Origin of the sequence: gamma proteobacterium SS-5 (genome assembly GCA_009497875.2) — a bacterium.
Taxonomy (GTDB): domain Bacteria; phylum Pseudomonadota; class Gammaproteobacteria; order Chromatiales; family Chromatiaceae; genus Magnetovirga; species Magnetovirga frankeli.
Genome location: CP032508.2, coordinates 2,425,457 through 2,442,380, shown reverse-complemented (window position 1 = coordinate 2,442,380; position 16,924 = coordinate 2,425,457). Strand labels below are relative to the sequence as shown.

The 16,924-nt window shown below is 62.7% G+C and carries 15 protein-coding genes and 1 tRNA gene; 7 read left to right on the top strand and 9 right to left on the bottom strand.

The annotated features are described in order from the left end of the window. Window positions 1-228 precede the first annotated feature (228 nt). The 7 genes from soxX to D5125_16305 form a co-directional block, all read right to left on the bottom strand. Entirely contained in the window at window positions 229-906 is a 678-nt protein-coding gene (soxX, locus tag D5125_16335) for a sulfur oxidation c-type cytochrome SoxX (GenBank protein QFY90898.1), read from the bottom strand. Window positions 907-933: 27 nt separating this feature from the next. Further along, a complete protein-coding gene (gene soxA, locus D5125_16330; GenBank protein QFY90897.1) occupies window positions 934-1,776 on the bottom strand; it encodes a sulfur oxidation c-type cytochrome SoxA in 843 nt (280 codons plus the stop codon). An 830-nt stretch (window positions 1,777-2,606) separates the two neighbouring features. Then, window positions 2,607-2,918 carry a thiosulfate oxidation carrier complex protein SoxZ gene (soxZ, locus tag D5125_16325; protein QFY90896.1) on the bottom strand — a complete coding sequence of 104 codons (312 nt, stop codon included), beginning with the start codon at window positions 2,916-2,918 and terminating at the stop codon, window positions 2,607-2,609. A gap of 47 nt (window positions 2,919-2,965) precedes the next feature. Continuing rightward, window positions 2,966-3,439 (bottom strand): thiosulfate oxidation carrier protein SoxY, encoded by a 474-nt coding sequence (gene soxY, locus D5125_16320; GenBank protein ID QFY90895.1) that lies wholly within the window; start codon window positions 3,437-3,439, stop codon window positions 2,966-2,968. A gap of 336 nt (window positions 3,440-3,775) precedes the next feature. Then, window positions 3,776-5,239 carry a M48 family metallopeptidase gene (locus tag D5125_16315; GenBank protein QFY90894.1) on the bottom strand — a complete coding sequence of 488 codons (1,464 nt, stop codon included), beginning with the start codon at window positions 5,237-5,239 and terminating at the stop codon, window positions 3,776-3,778. Between the two features lie 163 nt (window positions 5,240-5,402). Beyond that, window positions 5,403-6,716 (bottom strand): hypothetical protein, encoded by a 1,314-nt coding sequence (locus D5125_16310; protein ID QFY90893.1) that lies wholly within the window; start codon window positions 6,714-6,716, stop codon window positions 5,403-5,405. A gap of 189 nt (window positions 6,717-6,905) precedes the next feature. Continuing rightward, window positions 6,906-7,946, bottom strand: coding sequence for an AAA family ATPase (locus D5125_16305; GenBank protein QFY90892.1), 1,041 nt, complete (start codon window positions 7,944-7,946; stop codon window positions 6,906-6,908). Between the two features lie 504 nt (window positions 7,947-8,450). On the opposite strand from D5125_16305, the gene D5125_16300 reads away from it, so the two are divergent. Continuing rightward, entirely contained in the window at window positions 8,451-8,645 is a 195-nt protein-coding gene (locus D5125_16300) for a hypothetical protein (protein ID QFY90891.1), read from the top strand. 76 nt (window positions 8,646-8,721) lie between these two features. Here the strand turns inward: D5125_16300 and dapE are convergent, their stop codons facing one another. After that, window positions 8,722-9,852, bottom strand: a complete 1,131-nt coding sequence (gene dapE, locus D5125_16295; GenBank protein QFY90890.1) for a succinyl-diaminopimelate desuccinylase — start codon at window positions 9,850-9,852, stop codon at window positions 8,722-8,724. A 34-nt stretch (window positions 9,853-9,886) separates the two neighbouring features. Further along, window positions 9,887-11,161: a bifunctional O-acetylhomoserine aminocarboxypropyltransferase/cysteine synthase gene (locus D5125_16290; protein QFY90889.1), complete on the bottom strand. Its 1,275-nt coding sequence runs from the start codon at window positions 11,159-11,161 to the stop codon at window positions 9,887-9,889. A gap of 376 nt (window positions 11,162-11,537) precedes the next feature. Here D5125_16290 and hrpB point away from each other — a divergent pair, with 376 nt between their 5' ends. The 6 genes from hrpB (at window position 11,538) to D5125_16260 (ending at window position 16,764) form a co-directional block, all read left to right on the top strand. Next, window positions 11,538-14,078 (top strand): ATP-dependent helicase HrpB, encoded by a 2,541-nt coding sequence (gene hrpB / locus D5125_16285; GenBank protein ID QFY90888.1) that lies wholly within the window; start codon window positions 11,538-11,540, stop codon window positions 14,076-14,078. A 246-nt stretch (window positions 14,079-14,324) separates the two neighbouring features. After that, a complete protein-coding gene (locus D5125_16280) occupies window positions 14,325-14,933 on the top strand; it encodes a radical SAM protein (GenBank protein QFY90887.1) in 609 nt (202 codons plus the stop codon). After that, entirely contained in the window at window positions 14,933-15,229 is a 297-nt protein-coding gene (locus tag D5125_16275; GenBank protein QFY90886.1) for a hypothetical protein, read from the top strand. The genes D5125_16280 and D5125_16275 overlap by 1 nt, the downstream gene beginning before the upstream one ends. A 196-nt stretch (window positions 15,230-15,425) precedes the next feature. Further along, the gene (locus tag D5125_16270) at window positions 15,426-16,175 is read left to right on the top strand and encodes a triose-phosphate isomerase (protein QFY90885.1); all 750 of its coding nucleotides are present in this window, start codon (window positions 15,426-15,428) and stop codon (window positions 16,173-16,175) included. A 7-nt stretch (window positions 16,176-16,182) separates the two neighbouring features. Then, window positions 16,183-16,662 (top strand): preprotein translocase subunit SecG, encoded by a 480-nt coding sequence (gene secG / locus D5125_16265; GenBank protein QFY90884.1) that lies wholly within the window; start codon window positions 16,183-16,185, stop codon window positions 16,660-16,662. A 16-nt stretch (window positions 16,663-16,678) separates the two neighbouring features. Continuing rightward, window positions 16,679-16,764: transfer RNA gene (locus D5125_16260), tRNA-Leu, on the top strand. The last annotated feature ends 160 nt before the right edge of the window (window positions 16,765-16,924 follow it).

Below are 16,924 nucleotides of genomic sequence, written 5' to 3'. Positions count from 1 at the left end.
AGCGTTCATCCTAAAAAGAGCATTTGGCCACAGATGACCACATGGACGGAGGAGGTAGGTCATGCCAAACCGATGACTGGATCGTCGGTGGCCCTGGAGTCGTCTGCTCTGGCTCCAGGCTTCGCTCTACCTCCTCCATCGGGTCTATAGGGTGCCTGGGGCCAACTTTAGCCATCGGTGGCCAGCTGCCAGCTGACTGCTGGAGGCTGGCCGCTGGCCGCTGAAGGCTTAATGGTTGACCGGCGATTCCGGGTCCAGCAGGTAGGCCATGAGGTGGCTGATCTGCTCATTGCTGAGCAGGCCCTTGGCACCCATGCGCGGCATCCGGGTACAGGGGAAGTAGGCATGGGGGTTGTAGATCATGTCATAGACGAATCTCAGGGTCTGTTCGCTGTTTCCCCGGGTCTTACCGTAGTTGGTGAGGCTGGGGGCAAGGGTGCCGCCAACCCGGTCAGTGGCCAGTTGGTGACAGTTGTAGCAGTTACCGCCGGGTTCCCGCTTGCTGTGGTCGTCGATCTTGTGACCAATGCGGAAACCGTAGCCGGACCAGGCCAGTTCACGGCCCTTGCGCCAGTCACCCAGCTTGATGCCGCCCTCCGGGTATTTGATCGAGGCGCGGGCCTCGGCGAGGATCTTGCCGGCCTGCTCTGGGCTTGGCTTGTTGTGGGTCTGGGTGCAGACCTTCTGCAGCTCGTCTTGCACCATGCGTTGTTTGGCCTTGCCGCCTTCCTGCACATCCATGTCCAGCTTGAAGCCCTTGGCTTCGAAGATGAGGTATTCGGCCAGCGCCTCCGGCGTCATCTGGGTGTAGTCCAGCTGGCCCGTGTTGTCGGCATGGAGCGGTCCGACCATGAGCAAGAGGGCGGCGAGGGCGGCAGACGCCATGGGGTTTAATAGGTTTTTCATCGTGATTTTCTCCTGTAGTGTCCGCAATCAGCGCTTCATGTCGGGGATGATGGCCGGCTGGCCGCGGGCCGCATCGGTCCAGAAGGAAAGGATGGCGATGGAGGCATCGGAGCCCGCCACCAGACCGGCCTGACGCATCTGCCAGTAACAGCCACGGGCGCGGTGCTGGGAGCTGCGGACGTTGTCATGGCCGACGCGGAAGGCGGGCCAGGAGATGGCCTTGGTCCACTCCTCGGGGGTGTGGATATCGGGCAAGACGGAGGCGCGGATGCGCTTGGAGTTTTCACCATGGCAGGTGGCGCAGTTGAAGTCGTGGGAGCCGGCGCGGCGGTAGAACATGACCTCACCGGCGTCACGCATGGCCTTCTCCAGTGGGTGGTCCAGCGGCGGATTCCAGGGCATGCCGTTGGATTTGGAGGCGATGTAGGTCTGCAATTTCATGTGGTCGCTTTTCGAGCCATGGCGTTTTTTGATTTCCTTGTCTTTATCGGTAAAGCCCTGCAAGGTCTTCATGCAGTGCACCAGACGGGTCTCCAGGTCCATGACCTTGCCGGTATCTTCAAAGTAGCGGGGCAGTTCCACATAGGCACCCTCAAGTACACCCGGCCCCTTGCCAAAGTCGCAGGTCTCCAGGGAGACCAGGTTGTTGCCCCGTGGAAAACGGTACAGGGCCTCACCCTCTTCTATGGTCCACAGGGCCGGGCTGTCCTCCATCATCATGATGTTCTGTTCGCTCTGCATCAGATAGGGGGCACTGGTCTTGTCAATCAGCTCACGCAGCACCTCGCTGGGGTCATCGGCGCTGAGCGCGGTCGAGGTGGCGGTCAACGCCAGTGTTAGCGGGATGACAGGGAAGAGTTTTCGTATCATCTGAGGTTTCTCCTGGTGGGAAAGGATGGTTTCTAATTATCTGCCGCCGAAGACTCAGGCCAATTAAGCCGACTGTCCTTGCTGGGCAAGGGGTGAGTGGGTCAGTCGCGGTCTGAGTACTGCCAGGTTCGACAAGCGCCGGAACCGACAGAGGTCATGGAGTGGACAACGGCCAGTCGTCCTTGTTACAGATACGCCTGGGCGCAAGCAGGGCCGAGAGGTCGTTGGCAAGCCAGTGGGAGAGAAGGTATCCATCGGGTTGATCTATGTCAATCAGTTTGTCTGCAATTTAGCGAATCAATAGCCAATATAATCAGATAGTTACAACATAATAATAGACTAATATACAGGACCAGATTGGATCATGTCCGCTGCTTGAGCGAAGTGCTGCCCTGCCATGAGCCGGGATTTGGGGGCAATGGCGTCAACTTAAGATATTCGCTGGCTGCTGAGGCCGCTCGCTGAGCGAAGTCGAAGCGAGCGGCGGCAGGCTTCGGCCTCGCTTAGCCAGCGTTTTCTCGCTAAGTTGATGACATTGGATTAGGGAGAGGTGAGGCTAGGAGCCTGTCGGATTTAGGATGCTCCTACTGCGCCGGTGGGAAGAACGGCCCAGAATCGTTTTAAACATTGGCCCCGATTTTTCGTTGCGTAGGTCCATTATGCGCCTCAAAATCGTGAAAATTTGTTCTCGCTCTCCCACCTTGCTCGCTACGGGCACCTAAACCCGACAGGCTCCTAGTTGCTGATATCCCGCTTCCTGTACCAATCGAAGCGAGCGACCAACAAAAAACCCCTCTCCCTTTGCAGGGAGAGGGGGCCAGCAGTCACGCCTATTTTATATCGGCCTCAATGCTGTCGCTTTCACCCTTGTTGTCCACCCAGCTCACCTTGAGCTTGTCGCCTGGGTTAGCGGCTGCCTTGACGTTGAGGTAGGGGTTCTTGGAGACGCCACCGCTGAGGTTGGCGGTCATGGCGGTGCTGCCATTGATATCGAACACCACTTCCTGGATGAAGTGGGCCGGGATGGGTTCACCGGTCTTGCTGTCCTTACGTCCACCGCCTTCCATCGGGTGGGTGATGAGTACCTTGATGTTGGCTACGCCGTTTTTGGACTTGGCGCGGATCTTCATGCTGTTAGCCATGGAAAATTTCCTCTTGTATGCGTCGGATGATGGGGCGAGGGCCGGGCTTAACCGCCACAGCCGCCAACGGTGACCTTGACCGTCTTCTTGGCGCTGTACAGCTTGCCGTCGGCCTTGACCACGGCGATGACATCACCGGTCTTGCCCATCTTGATACGGGTGGAGGCAAAGCTCTCGGCACCCTGGCCCATGACGAAGGAGCTGGTCATGGGGGCCGGGTTGTTGGGGGCAACAATGCTGATGCTCTCGGCCTTGAGGCTGGTTTCTATCTTGATCGGTACTACGGCACCGTTTTCGGCAATCTCAGGGGCGTTTACATTGATGGCATCGCTGGCCTCGGTGGCGTCCGAGCCGAACATGGCGTTCATGGCATCGGCTTGGTTCTTGGCCTTGAAGGCGTCGGCGTTCCAGGCGGCGAGAACCGCCTGCGGGGCCAGCAGGCCAGCGCCTGCGGCGGCCCCCAGGGCACCGGCAGCCAGGCTGCCCTTGAGTAGAACGCGGCGTTTCAGGTTTGTGCTCATGCTTGTTTCTCCAGATGGGATTTGAGTCATGGGTTTAATCATGATAATGATGCTCAAGCAGGTCACCGAGAGCGCATCGGTATCTGCGGTTGACTTTGGCTGTTGTCCTGGCTTCAGCCGCCCCACGCTTGGGCGGGGCAGTTTATGTTATGCATGCGCTGGGCGCATGATCATCCTCCTCAGGGTGGTTTTTTTCTCAGGCAGTCCGATCCCCACGGGATCGGTGCCAGGTGCAGCTAGGATACTGCATCAAACGCCCAAGGCAAAGACTAATTGCTTTATTTATTAGTATGTTAGAAATGCCTGATATGCCGTTTTACTTGACATTTCCAGTGCCTAGCGTTTTTTCTGCCGTTTCAGCTCGGACTGTTCCTGTTTGATTTGTTTCAATCGCGCGGCCATCTTGGCCGCAGCAAAGTCGCTTGGGCGCTGACGCAAGGCCAGCTCAAGCTGGTGGATGGCCAGTTTCAGCTCTCCCTTGAGGTAATAGTGCTCGGCCATCTGGCTGTGGGCGGCGGCGCTGTTGCCCAGCCGTGCCTCGGCCTGGGACAGGCGCTGGAACAGGTCGGCATCGGCTGGGTGCTGCTGGGTAAGCTGTCGCAGCAGGTCGGCGGCCTGGCGGTGTTGCTGGGATTGTTCCAGCAGATCGACCTTGGCCTGCAGCAGCGGCCTGTTCTGCGGCCGCCGGTGCAGGCCGCTATTGATCAGCCCCAGGGCGGCGCTGCCACGGCCCTGCTTGAGCTGGGCCTCGGCCAGGGCCAGGCGGTATTCGATGCTGTCACCACGCCCGGCCAACAGGGGCTGCAGGATATCGGCGGCCCGGGCGGGCTCGCGTGCTTGCAGCAGGGCCAGGGCATGGCCGTACTCCTCCGCCTCGCGGTTGCGGTAACGGCCGGTCTTCAGGGTGGAGGCAAAGTGCTCCACCGCCTTGCTCGGCCGGTTGAAGCTGCGCGCCTTGAGCCAGGCCCGCAGCAGGTGGTAGCGGATGGATTCGCTGCGTTGTTTGTAGGGGTAGTGCTCGGCCCGTCCCTGGGCATCGGCGATGCGGTTGCGGGTAACCGGATGGGTACGCAGAAATTCGGGCAACTGGGTGGAGTAGGCCTGATTGGCCTTGGCCATCTTGGCAAAGAAGGCGGGCATGGCGCGGGGGTCGAACTGGGCCTGGGCGAGCAGGTCGATGCCGACCCGGTCGGCCTCTTCTTCGTTCTGCCGGGTGTAGTTGATCTGGTCCTGCAACATGCCGGCCTGGATGCCGGTAATCGCCGCCCGGCCAAAATCGGCGCTGCCGCCGGCCACGCCAATCAGCACGGCGGCGAGCAGGGCCACGGCGGCGGGGGTGCTCATCTGCTGGGCGCGGTGGAAGGTGCGAAACAGGTGTTTCTGGGTGACATGGGCGATTTCATGGGCCAGTACCGAGGCCAGTTCGTCCTCCGAGGCCGTGGTCAGTACCAGGCCGGTGAACACGCCGATGTGGCCATCCGGCCCGGCAAAGGCGTTCACTGCGTCGCTCTCGATCAGATAAAAGTGAAAATCCGCCGGCGAGGCCCCGCTCTGCGCCGCCAGCTTCTTGCCCAGTTGACTGATGTAGTCGTTGAACACCGGCTGTTCGATGAAGCGCTCGCGCTGGCGCAGGCTGTTGATGAAGGCCCGCCCCAGCCGCCCTTCGGCGGTGGGGGACATGACCGAATCAGCCGGGTCGCCGATATCCGGCAGGCGCAGATCCAGGCTCAGGGCCGGTTGCGGCAGCAGGAGCAGGAGGCTCAGCAGCAGACGGGGGCCGAGGTTGTGCCACATAGTCATCACTAGTTTATTGCCAGAGTTTTGTACAAAATGTCGAAAATTTTTCGACGCAGAGAATGCAAAGTTTGCTCTTTTTCTCAGACTATTTCTTTTTCAACTCTGCGATCTCCGCGCTTCTTGGCGTCCTCTGCGTCCTTTTGGGTTTTGGCTTCGCTGGGTGTGTTCAATTTAGCTGAATACGCTGTCCCCATGGCACCTTCTCTTTGCCCTTGATCAGCCAGAGTACCGGATAACTGGGGGCCTTGTCCGGGAAGCTGCCCTTGGCATCGGTGAAATAGACCAGCAGCTCGGGGTTGGGCAGGTGCCGGTCGATCCAGTGAAATACCGGGCGGAAGTCGGTGCCGCCGCCGCCTTTGACCTCGGGGGGGCGGCGGAATTCCTCCCAGGGCTCGTAGATCCAGGGAGCGCCCTTGGCCAGCTCGGCATCACAGGCGAGCAGGCAGATGCGGGCGCGAATCTGGCCCTTGATCGCCTGGATCTCGGCGAGAAAGCGCTCGATCTCGCCATCCTTGACCGAGCCGCTGGTGTCCACCGCCACCACCAGGTCGATCTGGCCGCTACGCAGACTGGGGAGGATGGCGCTGCCCTCGCGGCGGGAGGGGCGCATGTAGCTGAAGTCGTCGCGGGCGCGGTTGCTGATGTGGTGGGCGAGCAGGTTGCGCCAGGGCAGTTGCGGCTGCAGCAGGTGGTCGATCAGGCGCGCCAGCTTGCCGCCGAGTTTGCCCGCCTGCAGGGCCTGCTGGGCGGCACCGGCCAGCCGCTGTTGCCACTGCACCTGCAGGGTGTCGCGCTCCTGTTGGCTCAGGGGCGGCGGTGGCTCGGCACCGTTATCGCCACCATTATCACCTGCACCGTCGCTGGTTTCATCCTGGCCTGCATCCTGGCCGCGATCCGGTTCGGCCTGGCCGCTGCCCGAGCTGTCGTTCTCCTGCCGGTCGGGTCGCTCCGGACGTTCACCCTGGCTTTTCTCACCCTGGTCAGACTTGGGTGGTGGCCGGTTTTGCTTCTGGCTGCCCTCGCGGTTGTCCGGGTCGTAGAGGTGCTGGTCTAGGGTGTCCATCTCGTCGTCCTGCTCGTCGAGCAGGGGGTAGATCTCCTCGGCGGTCATGTCGCGGTATTCATCGAGGAAGATGGCGTTGGGCGGCGGCTTCAGGCCATCGTCCAGTAGCAGTGGGTTGATCGCCAGATCGCAGGCCAGGTCCCAGCGGTGCTGCAGGCGATGGCCGCGGCGGGTAAAGTGCGACAGGGCGCAGTGCAGGGCCTCATGGGCGAGGATAAACTGGGTCTCGGAAATGCCCAGGGCGCCGATGTATTCGGGGTTGTAGTAAAAGTGACGGGCATCAGTGGCGGTGGTCGGACACCAGTCCGGCTTGGCCGCCTTCAGCGGCAAGCGCAGCACCAGCGCACCGAGAAACGGCTTGTCCAGAATCAGCTTGGTACGCGCCGCAGCCAGCTTGGTTTCAATGGGGTCGTTCATAAAGCGGACGCAGAGCTCGCAAAGAAGCGCGGAGAGCGCAGAGAGTTAAACAGTCTTCCCTGGTCCGGTCGAAAATGCAGGGAGTGGGTTTCGACCTCATAGAGCTTGGCCGAAGGGTAGATAAAATCGCCAATCATCATCAACCTCTGCGAGCTTTGCGCTTCTTTGCGTTCTCTGCGTCCTGAAGGGTCAATACAACATCACCTCGGCCACGGTGTTGGCCCAGGTGGCGAATTGGGGGACTTCGAATAGCGGCTGGCCGATGGCGCGGTGCATGTCTGAGACCAGCATCACCCCCATTTCCTTCAGCGGAAAACGGCGGGCGTAGTCGAGGATATGGCCGTAGATCTGCGCCGCCTCGGCGCTGTCGCGGGCGCGGATGGCGCGGCCCACCAGGGCGGCGGCGACGGCGTACTGCAGGTCGATCTCGCTGGGCACCGGGGTGTCCTCGCCGCGGAGGATGGCGTCCAGGTCGGGCATGCGATCCAGATTGTTGATGAAGGCATGTACCTCGATCCCCGCAGCGGGGCCGACGCAGGCCTGCAGCGCGCCTTGGAACAGCGCCCCCTGGCCATGGAATTTCTGCACCGCGCGATGGGCAAATTCCCAGGAGCGCGGTGAGGGGAAGGCCACCGGGTTGTGGTCCGGGTCGAAATCGAACAGCAGTTCCGGGCGAAAGCGCAGGAAGGCGATGATGCCCTCGTCGATGCCGTTGGCATAGGCCCAGCTGACCCAGTCATCCAGGTGGGTTTCCACCTCGAAGTGGGAGAAGCGGTTAGCTAAAGGCGCGGGCATGGTGTAGGTGACGCCGCGATCGCCCTGGCGGTTGCCGGCGGCGAAGATGGCCCAGCCCGGCGGCACCTGATAGGCACCCAGGCGGCGGTCCAGGATCAGTTGATAGGCGGCGGCGGAGACGCTCGGCGGTGCCGAGGTGATCTCATCGAGAAACAGGATGCCGCGCTCGGCATGGCGCTGGGCATCGGGGAGCATGGCGGGGATCGCCCATTCGACGTGTTCGCCAACGCGAAAGGGGATGCCACGCAGGTCCGAGGGCTCCATCTGCGACAGGCGGATGTCGATCACCGGGCAGCCGTGGCGTGCAGCCACCTCGGCAACCATCTGGGATTTGCCCACGCCGGGCGGACCCCAGAGCATCACGGGGGTGTGGTGGCCCTGTTCGGTGCTGCGGAATTCGCAATCGAGGATGCGGAGTAGGTCGCGTGGGCGCATGGCGAGCCTCTGGTTGAAGTCAGGGGTGAGAAACCGTTGAACCTGAATCGGCAGTTAAGCCATGGAGATACAGACGACTCCAGTACAGGGCAGTAGGGCGAGGTCTGGAGTCAGGGCCTTGGGTCTTTGGTTCGCCTACCCAGAAGGCATTGAAGGTTTACCCTTCAATCCCTTGATTTTACTCTATGTGCCCTGCGGATCTGTGGCTAAATGCTGTTTCCAGGTTGAAGATTGGCCTCCAGCGGGCTAAAGTTCAACCCCCATGAAAGGCAGGGATTGGTTTCCGGGCTGCTTGGTCAAGTTTTCGCTGGCGCAGATTAGTAATTCCGGTTATTCTAATGCCGTTCATTTATTACGAGCCCGATTGGCCCGTTAGCCCTCATGGGGTATCCCTCAGGGGTGGATAAGAAAGCGCCAAGCGTCGTGAAACGGCGGGACTCCTCCCAATCCACGCTGGGCTATTTTGGTTAAACCTTCTTTTAAGAATAAATCTGGAGACCTGATATGGATCAGACCTACTACGATGCCGTTACCAAAATGGAACAGATGGGTGTCGATGATGAATACATCCAAGGCTGGCAGGCAGGCTATCTGCAAAACCCGCAGCGCGAAGAACAGCGCGTGACTGAGGCCTACGAGGCCGGTTATGCAGACGGGGAGGAAAAGACCCTGGACAACCTGGATAAATGGAAGGCCTGACCTTCCTTTCCGGGTACAAAAAAGGCGGCTTGGCCGCCTTTTTTTGTGCCCGCAGGCAGCCGAACCCGACAGACCCCTAGCAGCCCAGCAGCCTGAGCAGGATGCGGTAGTAGATCTCGCTCAACTGCTCCAGATCCGCCGCCCCCACGCACTCGTTGGCCTGGTGGATGCTGGCGTTGAGCGGTCCCAGCTCCAGCACCTGGGCACCGGTGGGGGCGATGAAGCGGCCATCCGAGGTGCCGCCGGAGGTGGACAGCTCGGGCTCGGTACCCATTACCTCACTGACGGCGGCCTTGGCCGCCGCCACCAGTTCACCGGCCGGGGTGAGAAAGGGCAGGCCGGACAGACGCCAGTCCAGCGCGTAATCCAGGTCATGGCGATCGAGGATGGCGCAGACGCGCTGCTTGATCTGGTCTGCGCTCAGCTCGGTGGAGAAGCGGAGGTTGAACTGGGCCTTGAGTTCGCCGGGGATGACGTTCTCCGCGCCGGTGCCGACATTGAGATTGGCGATCTGAAAACTGGTGGGTGGAAAGAAGGCGTTGCCCTGATCCCACCGCTGCGCCACCAGCTCGGCCAGGGCCGGGGCAAAGGCGTGGAGCGGATTGTTTGCCAGATGGGGATAGGCCACATGGCCCTGTTTGCCCCGGATGGTCAGAAAACCGTTGAGGGAGCCACGTCGGCCGTTCTTCACCGTATCCCCCAGCCGGGCCCTGGACGAGGGTTCGCCCACCAGACACCAGTCGATCTTCTCGCCACGCGCCTGCAGGGTCTCCACCACCCGCGCCGTGCCGTCCTTGGCCGGGCCTTCCTCATCGCTGGTGATCAGATAGGCGATGGAGCCGCGATGCCCCGGCTGCTCGGCGACAAAACGCTCGGTGGCGGTGATCATCGCCGCCAGGGAGCCTTTCATGTCCGCCGCGCCCCGGCCATAGAGCATTCCGTCGCGGATCTCCGGCCGAAAGGGGTCGCTGTGCCAGGCCTCCAGCGGCCCGCTGGGCACCACATCGGTATGCCCGGCAAAGCAGAACAGCGGGGCCTGCTGGCCACGGCGGGCCCAGAGGTTATCCACCTGGCCAAACCTCAGCGGTTCGCTGTGAAATCCCACTCTTTGCAGGCGCTGCATCAGCAACGGCTGGCAACCGGCATCCTCCGGGGTCAGGGATGCGCGACCGATGAGGTCCATGGCCAGCTCCAGGGTTGTGCTCATCATTTGTTTCCTAAGGTCAGCTGCCTATCCGGGCTCAGGCCGATGCCGCCAGGGCCTGCTCGATGTCGGCGATGATGTCGTCGGCATGTTCCAGGCCGATGGACAGGCGCACCATGTCGCTGGTGACCCCGGCCGAGCGCAGTTCCTCTTCGTTCAGCTGGCGGTGGGTGGTGGTGGCCGGGTGACAGGCGAGGGACTTGGCATCGCCGATATTCACCAGCCGCAGGATCAGCTGCAGGGCGTCGATGAAGCGGGCACCGGCCTCGCGCCCGCCCTCAATGCCGAAGCTGAGGATGCCCGAGGCGCGGCCGCCGAAGTATTTCTGCGCCAGGCCATGGTCCGGGCTCTGTGGCAGACCGGCGTAGTTCACCCAGCGCACCTGGGGGTGGTCGCGCAGATGCTCGGCCACGCGCTGGGCGTTCTCGCAGTGGCGGTCCATGCGCAGCGACAGGGTCTCTATGCCCTGCAGCAGCTGAAAGGCGGCCATGGCGGATAGGGCCGCGCCCATGTTGCGCAACGGCACCACCCGGGCGCGGGCGAGGAAGGCGGCGGCGCCAAAGCTCTGGGTGTAGGTCACGCCGTGGTAGGAGGGGTCGGGCCGGGTGAGCAGGGCAAAGCGCTCCGGCTGGGCGTTCCAGTCAAACCGGCCCGAATCCACCAGGATGCCGCCCAGTGTGGTGCCGTGGCCGCCCATGTACTTGGTCAGGGAGTGGATGACGATATCCGCGCCGTGCTCGAAGGGGCGGCACAGGTAGGGGCTGGGCACGGTGTTGTCCACCACCAGGGGTACGCCCCTGGCGTGGACCGCCTCGGCCAGGGGTTGCAGGTCCACCAGGTTACCGGCCGGGTTGCCGATGGATTCACAGAACACCAGCTTGGTGCGCTCGTCGATCAAGTCGCACAGGGCCTCGATGTCATCATGGGGGGCAAAGCGCACCTCGATGCCAAAGCGCGGCAGGGTGTGGGCGAACAGGTTATAGGTACCGCCGTACAGACGGCTGGTGCTGACGATGTTGTCACCGGCCTCGGTCAGGGTTTGCACCGCGTAGGTGATGGCGGCCATGCCGCTGGCCACCGCCAGGCCGCCCACGCCGCCCTCCAGGGCCGCCACCCGCGCCTCCAGCACGGCGTTGGTGGGGTTCATCATGCGGCTGTAGATGTTGCCCTCTACCTTGAGGTCGAACAGGTCGGCACCGTGCTGGGTGTTGTCAAAGGCATAGGATGTGGTCTGGTAGATGGGTACGGCCACCGCCTTGGTGCTGGGCTCGGGCCGGTAACCGGCGTGCAGGGCCAGGGTCTCGAATTTCATGGGGTATTCCTCTCAGGTGGCTCTCAAGTGGTTTTGTTGTGAAAGGGCAGTTTAACCGCAGACCGAGACAGAGGACAGGGGACAGAAGACGGAGGATGGAGGGCAGGGGGTTGATTCGCCGTTTTCCGTTTTTGCTTGTTGTGAAACAATCTTGGCAAGGGTCATGCCCCAGTTCCGAACCGGGAATCGGGCAAAAACTTCCCTGATTAGCCAAAAAGCTCAGCCAGTCGAGTAGGTCGGCCCGGACGGCATGGTGGGAGGGCCGCTTGCTGCGCGATCAGCCATGCCCTTGGGGTTGCCGCTAGGCAGGGCTGCCCCTATCCCGTTTTACCGCCGAGCCAGCACTCGGAGCTTCCAGCATATGAGACGAACCCCAATGTTGTTTCAGAGTAAGGGGCCAAGGCTGCCCATCCATTCCCTCCTGCCCCGGCTCCAGACCTGTCTGGCGCAGCATAGCCGTGCCCTGCTCAGTGCCCCCACCGGCTCGGGCAAGACCACCCTGGTGCCCCTGGCGCTGCTGGATCAGCCCTGGCTAGCGGGGCGCACTATTTTGATGCTGGAGCCGCGCCGGCTGGCGGCGCGCTTGGCGGCGCGGCGCATGGCCGATCTGCTCGGCGAGCCTCTGGGCGAGACCGTCGGCTACCGCATCCGTCACGACAGCCAGGTCTCGCCGCGCACCCGCATCGAGGTACTCACCGAGGGCATTCTCACCCGCCGCCTGCAGCAGGACCCCGAGCTTAGGGGCGTCGGTCTGCTGATCTTCGATGAATTCCACGAGCGCAACCTGCAGGGCGACCTGGCCCTGGCGCTGGCGCTGGATGCCGCCTCGGCCCTGCGTGAGGACCTGCGTCTGCTGATCATGTCCGCCACTCTGGAGACCGAGCGGCTGGCGGCCTTTCTCGACAACGCGCCGGTGCTGCTGGGCGAGGGGCGCAGCTATCCGGTGCAGATTCAGTATCAGCCGCGGGACAGCCAGCTGCCGCCCCAGGGGCAGGCGCTCAACGGCGTGCTCAAGGCCCTGGCGGAGCAGTCTGGCGATATCCTGGTGTTCCTGCCGGGAACCGGCGAGATTCGCCGCCTGGCCGAGAGCCTGCGCGAGCGGCTGGACCAGACCGGCCAGGCGGAGATCAAAATCTGGCCACTGTACGCCGATCTCAGCCGTGAACAGCAGGATCAGGCGCTCAACCCCGACCCCCAGGGCCGCCGCCGCATCGTCCTGGCCACCAGCGTGGCGGAGACCAGCCTGACCATCGAGGGCATCAGCTGCGTGGTCGATCTGGGCCTGAGCCGGCTGCCCCGCTTTGATGCCAACAGCGGCCTCAGTCGGCTGGTTACGCTGCCCTGTTCCCAGGCCTCGGCGGATCAGCGTGCGGGCCGCGCCGGGCGGCTGGGGCCGGGTTTCTGCTATCGGCTGTGGACCGAGGCCAGCCAGCGCCAGCGCCCGCCCAGTACCCCGGCGGAGATCGGCCAGGCCGATCTCGCCCCGCTGCTGCTGGAGGTGGCGCGCTGGGGCCTGTCGGCGATGAAGGAGCTGCGCTGGCTCGACCCACCGCCAGCCGGTGCTCTGGCCCAGGCGCGCTGCCTGCTGCAGCGGCTGGGTTTGCTGAATGAGGCCGGACGCATCACCCCCAAGGGCGAGCGGGTCAGCGGCCTTGGCCTGCATCCGCGCCTGGGCTGCCTGCTCTTGTCTGGCGAAGAACAGGGCGCGCCTGATCTGGCGGCGGACCTGGCGGCCCTGCTCAGCGAGCGCGATATTCTCCGCAGTGCATCTTCTCCAGGCGGACGACCAGCGGACCTGCGCCAGCGCCTGCGGTTGTTGCAGGACTGGCGCTCAGGTAGGGCGGCGGATGGGCTGGATCGCGCTGCCTGCCAGCAGGTAGAACGGCTGGCGCGGCAGTTGCGCTCTCGGCTGCACGGCAAGGCCGCAGCCAGCGAGGTCGATACCGCCGCACTGTTGCTGGCGGCCTATCCCGACCGCCTGGCCCAGCGCACGGGTGAACTTGGCGGGGCAGGGCGCTATCGCCTGGCCTTTGCCGGTGCCGCACGCCTACCAGAGGGCGATGGCCTTTGGGGCAGCCCTTATCTCATCATCACCGAGCTGGATGCCGGCCAAGGCCACAGCCAGTCTGACGGACGAATATTCACCGCCATGGCCCTGGATCTGCCGCTGATCGAGCAGGTGCTGGCGGATCGGCTCAGCTGGCGCGAGCAGGTCAGCTGGGCGCAGAACCGGGTGCAGGCCCAGCGCCAGCTCTGCTACGCCAATCTGGTGCTGGCGCAGCGGCCCCTGACCAAGCCGGATCCCGAGACCCTGCGCCAGGCCCTGCTGCAGGCCATCCGCGACCGGGGTCTGACGTTGCTGCCCTGGAGCGAGGCGGCGCTTCAGCTGCGCGCCCGGCTGGAGTTCCTGCGCCACTGGCAGCCCCAGGCCGGCTGGCCGGATTGCTCCGACAGCGGCCTGTTGGCTGGGCTGGAGTCCTGGCTCGGTCCCTGGCTGGACGGACTGCACCGGCTGGATCAGCTGCAGAAGCTGGACCTCTGCGCGATCCTGCTGGCGCGGCTGGACTGGTCGCGCCAGCAGCAGCTGGAACAGCTGGCGCCGAGCCATCTGAGCCTGCCCAGCGGCAGCCGCAAGCGCCTGGCGTATCAACCGGGGACCGCGCCGGTGCTGGCGGTGCGCCTGCAGGAGCTGTTCGGCCTGCTGCAGACCCCGAGACTGTGCAACGGCCAGGTGGCGGTGACCCTGCACCTGCTCTCACCGGCGCAACGACCGATCCAGGTCACCCAGGACCTGGCCGGGTTCTGGCGCAACACCTACCCCGAGGTAAAAAAGGAGCTCAAGGGCCGTTACCCCAAGCACTACTGGCCGGATGACCCCTTCAATGCCACCGCCACGGCCCGAGTCAGGCCCAAGTGATGTACACTGGCAGCCTGCTTGTAGAAACCTGAAAACAGCATTTTGTTTCTTACCACTGAAATGCCAAACAAAATGTTGAAAACATCGGGACGCAGAGATCGCAGAGCTAAATAGTTGTTTGTGGGAGCAGAAAAATTTTACCCTCTGCGTACTTTGCGCTTCTCCGCGTGCTCTGCGTCCTTTTTGGATCCGGCTTTGCCGGGTTAGGCTAAACCGCTTTTTTGACCACGCCAGACTGGGGCCTGAATGACCGAATCGCAACAAATCCTTGCCTACGCAATCCGTGGTGCCCTCTATCTGAACATCACCGACCGCTGCACCCTGGCCTGTGCATTCTGTCCCAAGCACAACGGCAGCACCCAGGTGCATGACTACGAGCTGGCCATGGACCACATGCCCAGCGCCGAGGAGCTGATAGCGGCCATCGGTGACCCCAAGGCCTATAGCGAGATCGTCTTTTGCGGCTACGGCGAACCCACCCTGCGCCTCAAGGTCTTGCTGCAGGTGGCCGATTGGGTCAAGCAGCAGGGCGGTCGGGTGCGGCTGAATACCGACGGCCTGGCCAATCGGGTCCACAAGCGCAACGTGCTGCCGGAGATGCAGGGCAAGATCGATGTGCTGTCGGTCTCCCTCAACGCCCAGAATGAGGCGGTGTACAACCAGCACTGTCGGCCCGAGCTGGCTGGCTCCTACGCCGATATGCTGGAATTCCTGCGCCTGGCACCAGAGTACATCCCCGAGGTGGTGGCCAGCGCCATCGACGGCCTGGACGGGGTGGACATAGCCGCCTGCCAGCAGATCGCCGCCGAGCTGGGGGTAAAATTCCGCACCCGCTATCTGGATCGGGTAGGCTGATGGCGGCCAAGGACAAACAAAGGGCCAAGCAGCTTGACCAACTGCTGCAACGCCACCCCCATCTGGTGCAGTCGGATAACCGCAAGGTCAGCTCCCACGTACAACGGGAGGAGGGCGACTGGTACCTCAATACCCTGATGATCGAAGGCTGCGAGGCCCCGTTCAAATACAAGCGGCAAAAGGCCTACAAAAGCCTCGCCGGGGCCAAGGTCAACCTCACCTACTACCCGGATCAGGAGCAGATCGCCGGCCTGGAGTTCGAGGTCATGCGCGTGGTGCGTATACGGCAGGCCTGATACAGAGGACAGAGGACAGAGGACAGAAGACAGAGGCGCTCGCGCCAGTTTTACTTAATTTGTCGCGCAGCGACGCAAAAATCTGTCTTCCGTCCCCCGTCCTCTGTCCTCTGTCCTGATCAAGGCCATTGATTTCATCTGTCACTAAGGCTACACTCACGCGCTCTTTTTCGCACCCCAGACGTTGGAGTCACCCATGCGTAAGCCCCTGGTAGCAGGTAACTGGAAGATGAACGGGTCCATCGACAGCATCAAGACGCTGTTGGCGGGGATCAAGGCCGGCCTGGACTCCGTCAGCAATGCCGATCTGGCCGTCTGCGCCCCGGCCATCTACATCCCCCTGGTGCAGGCCGAGCTTGACGGCAGCGGAATCGGCTGGGGTGCTCAGGATGTCTCCATCCACGCCTCCGGGGCCTACACTGGTGAGATCGCCAGCTCCATGCTTCAGGACTATGGCTGTCAATACGTCATCGTCGGCCACTCCGAGCGCCGCACCTACCACAAGGAAAGCGATGAACTGGTGGCGGACAAGGTCGAAGTGGCACGCAAGGCCGGCCTGACGCCGATCTTCTGCATCGGCGAGACCCTGGAACAGCGCGAAGGCGGTATCACCGAGCAGGTCTGCGCCCGCCAAATCGACGCCCTGATCAACAAATACGGCGTTGAGGCCCTGGCCGATGGCGTCATCGCCTACGAACCCGTCTGGGCCATAGGCACCGGCAAGACCGCCAGCCCCGAGCAGGCGCAAGAGGTTCACGCCTTTATCCGTGGCCGCGTTGCAGCCAAGAGCAGCGAGATTGGCGACAAGCTGCGTATCCTCTACGGCGGCAGCATGAAGCCGGGCAATGCTGCGGAACTCATGGCCAAGCCGGACATCGACGGCGGCCTGATCGGCGGTGCCGCGCTCAAGGCAGAGGACTTCCTCGGCATCTGTCAGGCCGGCTGAGACAGATATGCAAACCATTCTGACAGTCGTTCACGTATTCCTGGCCATTGGCGTCGTCGGTCTGATCCTGATGCAGCACGGCAAGGGGGCCGATGCCGGTGCCGCCTTTGGCGGGGGCTCGTCCGGTTCGGTATTTGGTGCCCAGGGCGCGGGGAATTTCCTCTCCCGCACCACGGCCATACTTGCCACCCTGTTCTTTGTCACCAGTATCGCCCTGGGCTACTTCTCCATGAACGCAGGCCCCCAGGTCGATCTAATGAAGGACGCGGCCATAGAGCTGGTCCCGGCGGCGGAGTCTGACCTGCCGCAGACCCCGGAGGCCCGCACCCCGCTGGCCGATGATATGCCGACACCGCCCCCACAGGCAAGGGAGCAGGCAACTGAGCCGCAACCCGCGCAGCCAGAGACACAGCAGCGGGCCGATGGCCAGGCGGAAAACCCGGCTGAGAACGACCCCGGCGCAGAAACACCAAAAGCGATAAATTAGACCTCAGAAAGACCATGCCGACGTGGTGAAATTGGTAGACACGCTATCTTGAGGGGGTAGTGGACACAGTCCGTGGCGGTTCGACTCCGCCCGTCGGCACCATTGAGCAGTTTCAGACAGCCCCTAAGCCTTTGAAAAGAACGGCTTGGGGGCTTTTTTATGCCTCAAACACCCCACCGATTCGCTTTTCATCCCGGATTTTTGACGGCGCACTTGAGGGTATCAGTTTGGTCATGCGCTTTGCTAAAACCCCTCTTGGTGT